Genomic DNA, 12927 nt, shown 5'->3' with positions numbered 1-12927 from the left:
TTTATGACGACTACCAAATTTTTGAAACAAGCTTTTTTGATAAATTACTTAATTTCTGTAATCACTGGAATACTTAAAATAGCACACGTTTCTGGAGGACAACTATTATACGGCGTATTTGTAGTATCTACTGTAATCTATATTATAATCGCACTTTACGAAATTTATGTTGCTAATAGGCCTACACCAGCCGAAAAAGCCATGTGGACGGTTGCTTTTGTTGTGCTAAGTACGCTAGCAGGATTTCTATATCTTATTAATGGGCGTGCAAAAATGCAACGTGAGTATAAAATTTTAAAAAGGTAAGTGTAGTTATTATCATCCAAATTTGATGCATCGCTTGATAATGTTTTTTTGCAATTAAATCTGTGTTTATTTGTGTTCATTTGTAGTTAAATTATAATCAATGAAATTCTTTAAAATTCTTTTACCGTTTTTTATATTCTGCTCCATTTACGCGCAGGCGCAATTGCCAATTGAGCCTGTTTTTAAACAAGCTTATGAGAAACAAACCCGAGATGGAAATGGAAAACCGGGAAAAAACTATTGGCAAAATAGTTCTAAATACAAGCTTAAAATTAATTTCAACCCGGTAAGTAGGTTGCTAAATGGAAATGTAAACGTTGTTTATACAAATAATAGTCCCGATACATTAAAACAGATTTGGTTTAAGATTTACCCCAATCTTTATAAAAAAGGAACGCCTTATGAACAAGGAACGCCAAAAGTTGCGAAGATTTCTGAAAGCGATTTAGGAGCAGGCGTAAATATTAAAAACATTGCAACCGGTGGTAAAGACCTCACAGATTATGCAATAGACGGAACTAATATGACGGTAAATGTACCTGCCGTTTTGCCCGGTAAAACAATAACTTTTGCTATTAATTACAGTTATATATTAAATAAGGGCTCTCACATCCGCACAGGTCAGGTTGATGAAGGTTCATATTTCGTAGCCTATTTTTTCCCTAGGATAGCAGTTTACGATGACATTGATGGATGGAATAAGTTTCCATATACTGGTGATGCAGAATTTTACAACGATTTCGATCAGTTTAATGCAGAAATTACTGTTCCAAATGGTTATGGCGTGTGGGCAACTGGCGATTTGTTAAATGCCAGCGAAGTGTTTCAAAAGGAAATTGTAAAAAAATTAAATAGCGCAAGTGTTAATGATGGCGTTGTTGATGTGATTACCGAGCAAGAATTAAAAGATAAAAAAGTTACACAGATTAAGGGTTTTAATACCTTTAAATTTGAAGCTAAAAATGTTACTGATTTCGTTTTCGCACTAAGCGATCACTATATATGGAAATCGACAAGTGTGGTAGTGGATTCGACCACTAAAAGAAGAACTCGTGTGGATGCAGTATTTAATCCAATTCATAAAGATTATTACGAAGTGATTGATTTTGCCCGTAAAACTGTTGATATTATGAGTCATACTTTTCCTAAATGGCCTTATCCATACAACCATGAAACAGTTTTTGATGGTTTAGATCAAATGGAATACCCAATGATGGTAAACGATAATCCAGTAGAGGATAGAAATGGATGTATTACCCTTACCACACATGAAATTTTTCATACCATGTTTCCGTTTTACATGGGTATTAATGAAACTAAATATGGATGGATGGACGAAGGATGGGCATCGATGGGCGAGTGGGTACTTTCTACCATTATTGAACCAACTTTTACTGATGATTACGGTATTGAAGCAACAGCATCTGCTTCAGGTACAAAAAATGATGTGCCAATTATGACGCTTACGCCAGATTTAAAGGGCGCTGGTTCGTTTACAAATACTTACCCTAAGCCAGCTTTAGCCTACCATTTTGTTAAAGATTATTTAGGTAATGAACTTTTTACTAAAGCTTTGCATAACTACATAAACAATTGGAACGGTAAACATCCTATGCCTTATGATTTTTTTTACAGTATAAATGAAGGTTCGGGCAAGAATTTAGATTGGTTTTGGAAGAGATGGTTTTTTGAGGATGGAATTGTAGATATGGCGATAGAAAATGCCGTGAAAACGAATTCTGGCTACATCATAACAATCGAAAATACAGGAAAGAAACCAATGCCTATTGATTTAGAATTGATGTACGAAGATGGTTCAACAGAGAAAAACCACAGCACCATTGCAGCTTGGGAAAATGGAAATGATACCTATGATATCAATATAAAAACAACTAAAAAATTAAAGAAGATTGTTATGGGCGATGCTTTTACGCCTGATAAGGTAAAAAGCGATAACACTTTTAAAGTGAATTGAAATTTTTATTTGCTTTTGCCTTTTTGGATTAAATTAAATAATTTATCAAGCGATTAAGAAAGATTTCCAAAGATAATCCTCATAAAAATGTCCAATTAAAATCGTGAATCTTAAAAATTCAGATTCACGATTTTAAAAAATCAATATTTCTTTTTAATCCAGCAAATTTTGTCCGCTTTACTGCCGAGCCTTTAAAAACCTTTTTAAAAACCTCATCGGTTATTTCTGTTATTTCTTTCTCATTCAAGTCTAAAATGCCGTTTTCGGGTTTAAATGCATCTTCATCATGTGCTTTTGAAAACCTGTTCCACGGACAAACATCCTGACAAATATCGCAACCGAACATCCAGTTTTCCATCTTATTTTTGAACTCAGCGGGAATTTCATTTTTTAATTCGATGGTGAGGTAGGATATGCATTTACTGCCGTCAACCACTTGTGGTGCGAGTATTGCATCTGTTGGGCAAGCATCAATGCAACGGGTGCACGTACCACAATGATCTGTTTGGAAAGGACTGTCGTAATCTAACTCCAAATCGATAATTAATTCGGCCAGAAAGAAAAAAGATCCATTGGTTTTGCTAATTAGGTTTGCATTTTTCCCAATCCACCCAATGCCAGATTTTTTTGCCCAAGCTCGATCTAATACGGGTGCCGAATCTACAAATGCTCGTCCAGAAACTGCTCCAATATTACTTTCAATAAAAAATAATAGTTCTTTAAGTTTATCTTTAATTACAGCATGATAATCTTGCCCGAAAGCATATTTAGAAATTTTAGGCGCATTTGGATCCGATTGTTTATCATCCGTATAATAATTTAAGGATAAAGATATGACTGATTTTGCATCATCTACCAACAGCGTCGGGTCTAAACGCTTGTCGAAGTAATTTTCCATGTACTTCATTTCCCCATGGAAGTTGCCTTTAAGCCACTTTTCCAACCTTGGGGCTTCGTTTTCTAAAAATTCTGCTTTAGAAATGCCACAATCAATAAACCCTAAACGTAATGCTTCTTGCTTAATTAAATTACTATTTTTAGTGCTATTGTTGTACATCTATTTACAAAGATAACGGTTATCATTTAAAACCTTTTTATTTATAACGTGTTGTATTATTGAAAACTAAAAGAATTTAAAAAACAATCTCTACATGGAAAATACTGAGCCAAAAAATAATGATTTAGGGCAAGATGCACCGAAACCAATTGAAAACGATTATGAGTTACACAAGGCAAATCCGGGTCCGGCAGAGCCTGCCGTAACAGAAAAAAATGAAAATGGCGCAGGAAAAGCTTTAATTTGGGTTATCCCGATATTGGTGATAGCGCTGTTGATTTGGTGGTTTATATTTAGAAAATAATAGTAAGTTTTAGGTTAGTAAAATGCCGGTTAGTGATGTGACCGGCATTTTTTTTTATTTTCTTTAGTAGGGTTGACAACTTTGTTTCTCTAGCCCTATAAAGTTGTAAACCCTCAATTTTTTATTTCAAAAGTTTCACTTCGTATAAATCGGTACGCCTATCTTTCAAAACCTTAACCGTTCCGTAGTGGTGTAATTCATCTAAAAGGTGCAAATCAACATCAACTACCAAAACCATTTCCGTATTTGGCGTAGCTTCAGCTTTTACTGCATTGGTTGGGAAAGCAAAATCCGAAGGTGTAAACACAGCCGATTGTGCAAATTGAATGTCCATGTTATTAACTTTTGGCAAATTACCTACACATCCTGCAATTGCTACGTAACATTCGTTTTCTATGGCTCTTGCTTGTGCGCAATGTCTCACTCGTGTGTAACCATTTTGCGTATCTGTTAAAAATGGAACAAACAAAATCTGCATGCCTTGTTCTGCATAAATCCTACTCAATTCTGGAAATTCAACATCATAACAAATTAAAATACCGATTTTACCACAGTCGGTATCAAAAACCTGCACTTTATCTCCGCCAATCATTCCATAATATTTCTGCTCGTTCGGGGTGATGTGGATTTTTCTATACTCATCAATTTTACCAGTTCTATGGCATAAGTAGGTAACGTTATATAGTTTTCCATCTTCTAAAAGAGGCATACTTCCGGTAATAATATTCGCATTGTAGCTTAGGGCATATTCATGCATTTTATGTACAATTTCTGGGGTAATTTCTGCAAGCTTACGCATGGCCTCAATTTCTGGTAAATGATTATAAGGCTGTAAAAGCGGTGTGTTAAAAAGCTCAGGAAACATGACGAAATCTGATTTATAACCACTTAATGCATCTACGAAAAATTCTACTTGTTCATAAAATGTTTCTATACTTGGAAACAAACGCATTTCCCATTGCACTAAACCTAATCTAATGGTCATCGCAGAACGTGCTGATGCATCTATACCTTGATAATAAATGTTATTCCATTCAATCAAAGTGGCATATTCTTTCGATTCATGATCTCCCGGTAAATAGTTTTTTAATACTTTTCTTACGTGGAAATCATTCGAAATTTGAAATGTCAAAGTCGGATCGTAAATTTCTTTGGCTTTTACTTTATCAATATATTGTCGTGGAGATAATGTTTCTGAGTATTTGTGGTAGCCAGGAATTCTTCCTCCGGCAATTATACTTTTTAAGTTTTCGTTTTCACAAAGTTCTTTTCTAGCTTCATAAAGTCGGCGGCCTAAACGTAAGCCTCTAAATTCCGGACTTACAAAAATTTCAATTCCGTACAAGGTATCGCCGTTGGGATCGTGTGTGGTAAAAGAAAAATCTCCGGTAATTAATTTATAGGTGTGTTTATCGCCGTACTCATCATAATCTACAATAATGGCTAAAGAGCAAGCCACAACTTTATCGTCAACAGCAATACAAAGCTGACCATCAGGAAAAATTTTAATAAGCTTTTGAATGGTGGATTTCTGCCAAATTGAACCGCCCATTGTATCGTAAGCTTGGGTCATAGATTCTTTAAGATCGTCATAATCTTCGATCGTTAATTTACGCAATTCAATATTCATAATTTGTTGGTTTTACATTTATTCAACAGGAAATTCGCCCGAATGTTTGATGAGCGCAGATTTAAGGCCAATAATTTAGTGCATAAAAAAAATGGATTATCTATTTGAACTACAAAAGGCACAAAAAAGGTTGAATAAAAATGTATACCAGCTACATCTATCCGTGTATCCAATTTTTTCAAATCCAAAAATTTTGTGTGCTTTTTATCTTTTGTCGTTTATGTTTTTTGTTGTTGATTCAGTGACACTAGATATAATACTGCATTTTAAATCCGCGGGAACATGAAAGGAAGTTAAAATAGTTTCCCTGTTTGACCTGGATAGTTTTTCTTTAAATGTTTGTATGCAGCTTCGGTAACCTCTCGACCACGAGAAGTTCGCATAATATATCCTTCTTGAATTAAAAATGGCTCATAAACTTCTTCAATCGTACCCTCATCTTCTCCAACTGCAGTTGCGATTGTTTTTAATCCAACGGGCCCGCCTTTAAATTTATCAATGATGGTAACCAAAATTCTATTGTCCATTTCATCCAATCCATGCTCATCAACATTTAACGCATTTAGGGCATAACGTGCAATTTCGGTATCAATATTTCCGTTGCCTTTTATTTGCGCAAAATCTCTAGTTCTACGTAGAAGTGCATTTGCTATTCGGGGTGTTCCGCGACTTCTGCGAGCAATTTCGTAAGCGCCTTCATCGTTAATTGGTGTTTTTAGAATATCTGATGACCGTAGAACGATGGTTGTTAATAATTTTGCATCGTAATAAGCTAAACGTGCATTTATACCAAAACGAGCCCTTAGTGGCGCTGTAAGTAAGCCCGATCGGGTAGTAGCGCCCACTAATGTGAACGGATTTAAAGATATTTGCACCGAACGTGCATTTGGACCGGTTTCTAGCATGATGTCGATTTTGAAATCTTCCATTGCCGAATACAAATATTCTTCCACCAAAGGTGATAACCGGTGTATTTCATCAATAAAAAGAATATCACCAGTATCTAAACCAGTTAATAAACCCGCTAAATCGCCTGGTTTATCTAATACAGGACCAGAAGTAACTTTAATTCCGGCGCCCATTTCATTGGCAATAATATAGGAAAGGGTAGTTTTTCCTAATCCGGGAGGGCCATGCAAAAGAACATGATCTAACGCCTCACCACGAAGTTTTGCTGCTTGAACAAAAATCTTAAGATTTTCCATCACTTTCTCTTGTCCAGTAAAATCTTCGAAAGCTTGCGGACGCAAAACTCTTTCTATATCTCTATCGGTTGGTGAATAATGGCTTCCCTCGGGGTCAAGGTTTTCGTTCATTTCTCTTAGTATCTAGTAGCGGGTATCAAGTATCAAGATTTGATTCTATGATATACAAAATTACATTTTTAATATTTTAATAGTGTTGTTCTTCGGAAGATTATTAGAGCGCATCTGCTCGATACTCGATACTCAAATCTTGATACTTTAGGCGAATTTCTCAGATACAACCAATTCTTTCGATCCTGCTGTGTATTTATAAAAACCTTCTCCGCTTTTTACACCTTTTTTTCCAGCCATTACCATGTTAACTAATAACGGACAAGGCGCATATTTCGGATTTCCGAAGCCATCTTGCATCACTTTTAAAATCGCTAAACAAACATCTAAACCAATAAAGTCGGCTAATTGCAACGGTCCCATTGGGTGAGACATTCCAAGTTTCATCACGGTATCAATTTCATAAACACCTGCAACATTTTCATAAAGCGTATAAATTGCTTCATTAATCATCGGCATTAAAATACGATTGGCTACAAATCCCGGATAATCATTTACTTCAACTGGCACTTTTTCTAAACTTGCTGCAAGTTGCATAATGGTTTTTGTGGTTTCGTCGCTGGTTTGGTAGCCACGAATAACTTCAACCAATTTCATCACCGGTACGGGATTCATAAAATGCATACCAACCACTTTGTCGCCTCGATTGGTAACAGAAGCAATTTTAGTAATTGAAATAGAAGAAGTATTCGATGCTAAAATTGCATCAGCAGGTGCAGAACTATCAATTTCCCTAAAAATACTCAGTTTTAGATCTACATTTTCTGTGGCTGCTTCTACAACTAAATCTGCGTTTTTAACGCCTTCTTTTACGTTCGTAAAATTGGTAATGTTATTTAAGGCATCTGCTTTTTGATTTTCAGAAATCGAGCCTTTAGCAATCTGCCTATCTAAATTTTTAGTTATAGTTTGAATTGCTTTTTCTAAAGCGATTTCGTTAACATCAATTAAACTAACCTTATAACCAAATTGCGCAAAAGTATGGGCTATGCCATTACCCATTGTGCCTGAGCCAATTACTGAGATATTTTTAATCATCTAAATTTTTATTGAAACGAACTTACAACTTAACACGTAAAACTAATTATGGTGCCAATCTGGTTTTAATCCAGCTGCCTTTTACCAATTCAAAGTTTATTCTATCGTGCAAACGGCTTCTGCGTCCTTGCCAAAATTCTATTCTGGTTGGTTTAACAATATAGCCACCCCAATGTGCAGGCTTTACAATTGTTTTACCTTCACTTTTCGAATGTAAATCTTCAAATTTTTCTTCTAAAAATTTTCGATTTGGTATAACTTGACTTTGAGGAGAAGCTACTGCACCAATTTGACTTGCAAATGGGCGGGTAATAAAGTATTCTTCGGAAGTCTCTTTATTCAATTTTTCAACTGTTCCTTCAATCCGAATTTGTCTTTCTAAATCTCCCCAAAAAAATACCAAAGCCGCATAAGGATTTCTTTTTAACTCTTTTCCTTTTGCACTTAAATAATTGGTAAAAAATCTAAATCCATCGTCATCAACACCTTTTAAAAGTACAATTCTGGCATCAGGTCGGCCAGCCTTGTCGGCTGTGGCTAATGTCATGGCATTAGGTTCATATATTTCTGCTGCAACCGCTTGATCGAACCATTTTTTAAATTGGGTAATTGGATTATTATGTACGTCAGTTTCATCTAACGTTGCGCTTTTATAATCTTGGCGCAGGTTTTGTAGAATTTCATTTGTAACTTGCATGTACAAAAATAAGCAAATTTACGGCGCTTTAAACCATTATTATCATGCTAAACAATATAAGTCCAAAAATAGGAAGATTATTAATTTCAGAGCCCTTTATGGCTGACCCTAATTTTAAGCGCTCGGTGATTCTGATTACAGAACATAATGAAGATGGTACAGTTGGTTATATATTAAACCAAGCTGGTAATTTATTGGTTAAGGATGTTGTGGAGGGCTTAACTGAAGCCCATAATTTAATTCATTTTGGGGGGCCAGTCGCCACTGATACGATACATTTTATCCATCGCTGTTATGATAAACTTTTAAGTGGTGACCCAATTGGCGATGGCATTTATTGGGGTGGTAATTTTGAAACCCTTAGAATATTGATGGAAACTGGTGCGATAGAAGACAACGAAATCAAATTCTTTATGGGCTATTCTGGTTGGGATGTGGGGCAGTTAGATAGCGAAATTAAAGATAATGCATGGATGGTGAGCAATATACCTTACGTTGATATTTTATTTAACGATGATGATGAACAACTTTGGCGTGATGTGATTGTTAACCTTGGACCAAAATATGCCCATGTGAGCAATTTCCCAAGTGATCCGAGTTTGAATTAGTTTTTAGTCTGGGAAGTCAGAACGCACGTAAGTCGGGAAGTTTTGTTGTAAAATAAACGGACTTTCCGACTTTCGGACTATTCACTCTCCATCTCTTCCGCAGTTTCCGCTACTTTTCTTCTCAACTCATCTTTGTAGGCCTGCATTTTTTTGGAAAATATTATTACCAATTTACAAAGCTATTCTCTTTCGTAACCTTCGTAATAATAAGATTGCTCTATGCCCTTAAAGATAATTTCTCTATTGTTTATATCACCTGTTAAGTTAGCGGCAAGCAATGTCTTTAATTCTAGATCGTTAATCGGACTACGCTCCATGGCTTGTAAATAAAGTGTTTTATCTACAAACTGCCAGTTTACTAATTTTTGAAGTCTATTTTTAAGTATCATATCTAGCCAAATACGCATTGTTCTGCCATTGCCTTCCATAAACGGATGAGCTATGTTCATTTCTACATATTTTCCAATAATTTCTTCAAAAGTGTTTTCGGGCATTTGTTCAACTTTTATTAAAATTTCAGTCAAATACAATGCCGTTGCAAAACGAAAACCTCCTTTCGATATATTGAGTGTGCGTATTTTTCCTGAAAAGTTATATAAACAATTAAAAAGATATTTATGTAATTGCTGCAAACCTTTAGTTGTACCAATTTCTATCTTATTAATATCTCCTGTTTCAAACAAAAGATAAGCGTTTTCTAGGCTTTTCTTATCTATATTTTTCATCTTTAAAATTAGGTGATTACAGTTGCATCTGCTTTACTTCATCCAGTGAAAAAATCTATCAATTGTCCATATCTTGCGCACTTTCTTCTACTTTTCTTCTTAACTCATCCTTATATGCTTGCATTTTTATTGTCAAAGAATCATCAACGGTAGCTAAAATTTGTACCGCCAATAAACCAGCATTTTTTGCTGCGTTAAGCGCAACTGTTGCTACAGGAATACCGTTTGGCATTTGTAAAATGGATAAAATACTATCCCAACCATCTATAGAATTTGAAGATTTTACAGGCACGCCAATAACAGGAACTGTGGTGATAGAAGCAACCATACCCGGTAAATGTGCAGCGCCACCAGCGCCGGCAATAATTACTTTTATACCACGAGATGCAGCCTCTTTAGCATAAGTAAACATACGATCTGGCGTACGGTGAGCGGAAACCACAGTCATTTCAAATTCAACTCCAAATTCTTTAAAAACCTCGGCAGCATCATTCATAATGTGTAAATCAGACTTGCTTCCCATTATAATACCTACTAATGCCCCAACTCCTGAAGTCGCTTTTTCCTTTACAGTGTTTAACCCCTCCGCCCCTAAAGGGGGACTTGAATATCCAGTGTTCATATATGTTATTTAATCTGTTTTTCTAAAATTTCGCTATTTCCTCCATGTTTTTAGCTCCCCTTTAGGGGACTGGGGGGTTTAAGCGATCACCCTCAACGTCTTTTGCACATATCGGGCTTTTTCTATCGCCTTCTTTCTATCAATATCTACAATGGTAACGTGGCCCATTTTGCGGAAAGGCTTTGTGTATTTCTTGCCGTATAGATGAACAAAAACACCATCAATACCTAAAATTTTCTCTAAATTTTCATACTTAGCAATACCTTCTGATCCCTTTTCCCCAAGTAAATTAATCATCACTGCATTCGTAATACTGGTGGTATCGCCTAAAGGCAAGTTAAAAATCGAACGCAAATGTTGATCGAATTGTGAAACATAATTTCCTTCGATGGTTTGGTGCCCGCTATTATGCGGACGAGGAGCAACCTCATTCACCAAAATTTCTCCATCTCTACAAACAAACATTTCTACAGCTAAAATACCAGTAATGTTCATGCCTGCAGCAATATTTTTGGCAATAAGGTCTGCTTTCTCTTGTAAACTTTCTGCATAAGTAGATGGCGAAATTAAAAACTCTACCAAATTGGCTTCAGGATTAAATTCCATTTCTGCCATGGGGAAGGTTTTCATATCCCCGTTAGAATTTCGGGCAACAATTACTGCAATTTCTTTCTCAAAATCAACCAGTTTTTCGATAATGCAAGGCGCATCAAAAGCCTTATCTAAATCGTTGGCGTTGTTAATTTTCATTACGCCTTTGCCGTCGTAACCATCTTTGCGCAGTTTTAAAATGTAAGGAAAAGGGATTTGGCTGTTCTCCATATCCTCTTTCGTATTAACAATTTGAAAAGGAGCTGTAGGAATATCATTTTCTTTAAAAAACTGTTTTTGCACACCTTTATCTTGAATCAAACGAATAACTCTCGATTGCGGAAATACCTTTTTACCTTCTTTTTCAAGTTGTTCTAAGGCATCAATATTTACTTTTTCAATTTCTATGGTAATGATATCAGCTTTCTTCCCGAAATTATAAACCGTATCAAAATCGGTAATAGAACCAACTTCAAAATAGTTTGCAATGTGTTTGCAAGGTGCATCGGGGTCAGGATCTAAAACCAAAGAAGTAATATTATAGTTAATAGCTTGCTGAATAAGCATTCTACCCAATTGTCCGCCACCTAAAATACCTAATTTTAATTCACTTATCTGCTTTGCCATTTATTACTAATAGATTTTTGACTTGCAAAAATAACAAAAATTTAATGTTAAGGTGGTTTATAAATTTAAAGTATATCTTTTTTTTGAAGCACAAAGTAAGTGCTACTATTAAAAATTAGTCCCGCCATTTGCTTTACTCACCCGAAAAAAAATCGGGTTTCGTGCTCGCTACTGTCGGGGCTATTAATTTCGGCCAGTGCAGTAAACTTAAACTACAAACTTATAACTTTGCAAAATGGATGCAGATGCAATAATTATTGGTGCGGGTGCCTGTGGGCTAATGTGTGCGGTACAGGCAGGCTATCTCGGTAAAAAAGTTATTGTGCTCGAAAAAAATGAAAAGCCAGGCGCCAAAATCTTAATTTCTGGGGGTGGGCGATGTAATTACACCAATCAATTTACCACAGCAGAGCAGTTTATCTCCGAAAATCCACATTTCATAAAATCGGCATTTAATCAATGGACGGTTGGTGATACCATATCTTTTTTCGAAACTTATGGTATTGAAGGTAAAGAAAAAACGCTGGGACAATTGTTTCCTGATGATAAAAATGCGAAAGATGTGGTTGAAGTTTTTACTGCTACATGTGCTGATTTAGGGCAAGAAATTAGGACTAAGGCCGATGTTAAAGTCATTGAAATATTAGCTGATGGATTTAAAGTTACTTATGAAAAGAATGGAAAAACAATCACGTTAAAATCCGAAAAATTAGTCATCGCCAGTGGCGGTTTACCAATACCAAAAATGGGCGCGACTGATTTCGCTTTGCGTTTTGCCAGGAAAAATAATTTAAAAATTATAGAAACAGCGCCAGCTTTAGTGCCGTTAACTATTACAGGTAAAGATGAAGAGTGGTTTGCACAGCTTTCGGGCAATTCTGTTTTTTGCGAGGTTAGCAACGATGAAATTTCATTCGAAGAAAATATATTGTTTACACATTGGGGTTTAAGCGGACCAGCTATTTTACAGATTTCATCTTTTTGGCGTAGGGGCGAGGTGATTAATCTAAATCTTCTTCCAAATGAAAACATTGCTTCTTTGGTTGATGGTGAGCGTAAATCGAATGGAAAAACTTTATTGTCAACTTTGTTGAATAGATTTTATACTAAAAAATTAACCGATGCTTTAGGAAAGTTTTTACCATTAGAGAAACCTGTTGCATCACTAACTAAAACTGAAATAGAATCGATTTCAAAAACCATCCATGAGTTTAAAGTTAAACCTGCGGGCGATAAAGGATATGATAAAGCAGAGGTGATGCGCGGTGGAATTGATACAAACGAAATTTCATCTAAAACTTTGGAATGTAAGAAAATTCCAAACTTGTTTTTTGGCGGTGAATGTTTAGACGTTACCGGTTGGTTGGGTGGTTATAACTTTCAATGGGCGTGGGCAAGTGGCTTTGTTATTGCGCAGAATATTTAGGTTTT

13 protein-coding genes are annotated in these 12927 nt (G+C 35.7%); 5 read left to right on the top strand and 8 right to left on the bottom strand.

The window, feature by feature from the left end; translation table 11 throughout:
• Window positions 1-3 precede the first annotated feature (3 nt).
• Both EZJ43_RS10825 and EZJ43_RS10820 read left to right on the top strand, forming a co-directional pair.
• Window positions 4-306, top strand: a complete 303-nt coding sequence (locus tag EZJ43_RS10825) for a hypothetical protein (protein WP_133262734.1) — start codon at window positions 4-6, stop codon at window positions 304-306.
• Window positions 307-406: 100 nt separating this feature from the next.
• On the top strand, window positions 407-2281 hold the full coding sequence (locus EZJ43_RS10820) for a M1 family metallopeptidase (protein WP_133262733.1): 1875 nt from the start codon (window positions 407-409) through the stop codon (window positions 2279-2281).
• 124 nt (window positions 2282-2405) lie between these two features.
• On the opposite strand, the gene queG is transcribed toward EZJ43_RS10820, so the two are convergent.
• Complete coding sequence (queG, locus tag EZJ43_RS10815) at window positions 2406-3338, bottom strand: tRNA epoxyqueuosine(34) reductase QueG (RefSeq protein WP_133262732.1); 933 nt, start codon at window positions 3336-3338, stop codon at window positions 2406-2408.
• A gap of 94 nt (window positions 3339-3432) precedes the next feature.
• Here queG and EZJ43_RS10810 point away from each other — a divergent pair, with 94 nt between their 5' ends.
• Entirely contained in the window at window positions 3433-3642 is a 210-nt protein-coding gene (locus tag EZJ43_RS10810; protein ID WP_133262731.1) for a hypothetical protein, read from the top strand.
• Between the two features lie 121 nt (window positions 3643-3763).
• Here the strand turns inward: EZJ43_RS10810 and EZJ43_RS10805 are convergent, their stop codons facing one another.
• The 4 genes from EZJ43_RS10805 to pdxH form a co-directional block, all read right to left on the bottom strand.
• Window positions 3764-5272, bottom strand: coding sequence for a bifunctional GNAT family N-acetyltransferase/carbon-nitrogen hydrolase family protein (locus EZJ43_RS10805; protein WP_133262730.1), 1509 nt, complete (start codon window positions 5270-5272; stop codon window positions 3764-3766).
• A 293-nt stretch (window positions 5273-5565) separates the two neighbouring features.
• Complete coding sequence (ruvB, locus tag EZJ43_RS10800; protein WP_133262729.1) at window positions 5566-6588, bottom strand: Holliday junction branch migration DNA helicase RuvB; 1023 nt, start codon at window positions 6586-6588, stop codon at window positions 5566-5568.
• Window positions 6589-6735: 147 nt separating this feature from the next.
• Window positions 6736-7626 carry a 3-hydroxyacyl-CoA dehydrogenase family protein gene (locus EZJ43_RS10795; protein ID WP_317126395.1) on the bottom strand — a complete coding sequence of 297 codons (891 nt, stop codon included), beginning with the start codon at window positions 7624-7626 and terminating at the stop codon, window positions 6736-6738.
• Between the two features lie 46 nt (window positions 7627-7672).
• Complete coding sequence (pdxH, locus tag EZJ43_RS10790; RefSeq protein WP_133262728.1) at window positions 7673-8323, bottom strand: pyridoxamine 5'-phosphate oxidase; 651 nt, start codon at window positions 8321-8323, stop codon at window positions 7673-7675.
• A gap of 44 nt (window positions 8324-8367) precedes the next feature.
• Here pdxH and EZJ43_RS10785 point away from each other — a divergent pair, with 44 nt between their 5' ends.
• Window positions 8368-8931, top strand: coding sequence for a YqgE/AlgH family protein (locus EZJ43_RS10785; protein ID WP_133262727.1), 564 nt, complete (start codon window positions 8368-8370; stop codon window positions 8929-8931).
• A 179-nt stretch (window positions 8932-9110) separates the two neighbouring features.
• Here EZJ43_RS10785 and fic read toward each other — a convergent pair whose 3' ends face one another.
• The 3 genes from fic to EZJ43_RS10770 all read right to left on the bottom strand — a co-directional run bounded on the left by fic (window position 9111) and on the right by EZJ43_RS10770 (window position 11496).
• Window positions 9111-9656, bottom strand: a complete 546-nt coding sequence (gene fic / locus EZJ43_RS10780; protein ID WP_133262726.1) for a protein adenylyltransferase Fic — start codon at window positions 9654-9656, stop codon at window positions 9111-9113.
• Window positions 9657-9714: 58 nt separating this feature from the next.
• Window positions 9715-10179 (bottom strand): 5-(carboxyamino)imidazole ribonucleotide mutase, encoded by a 465-nt coding sequence (gene purE, locus EZJ43_RS10775; protein WP_243718082.1) that lies wholly within the window; start codon window positions 10177-10179, stop codon window positions 9715-9717.
• A 177-nt stretch (window positions 10180-10356) separates the two neighbouring features.
• On the bottom strand, window positions 10357-11496 hold the full coding sequence (locus EZJ43_RS10770) for a 5-(carboxyamino)imidazole ribonucleotide synthase (protein ID WP_133262724.1): 1140 nt from the start codon (window positions 11494-11496) through the stop codon (window positions 10357-10359).
• A 235-nt stretch (window positions 11497-11731) separates the two neighbouring features.
• On the opposite strand from EZJ43_RS10770, the gene EZJ43_RS10765 reads away from it, so the two are divergent.
• On the top strand, window positions 11732-12922 hold the full coding sequence (locus tag EZJ43_RS10765; protein WP_133262723.1) for a BaiN/RdsA family NAD(P)/FAD-dependent oxidoreductase: 1191 nt from the start codon (window positions 11732-11734) through the stop codon (window positions 12920-12922).
• Window positions 12923-12927 lie beyond the last annotated feature (5 nt).

It is taken from the genome of Pedobacter changchengzhani, assembly GCF_004354365.1.
Taxonomy (GTDB): domain Bacteria; phylum Bacteroidota; class Bacteroidia; order Sphingobacteriales; family Sphingobacteriaceae; genus Pedobacter; species Pedobacter changchengzhani.
Note: the sequence above shows the minus strand (reverse complement) of the source record. Positions and strands in the feature narration are given on the sequence as shown.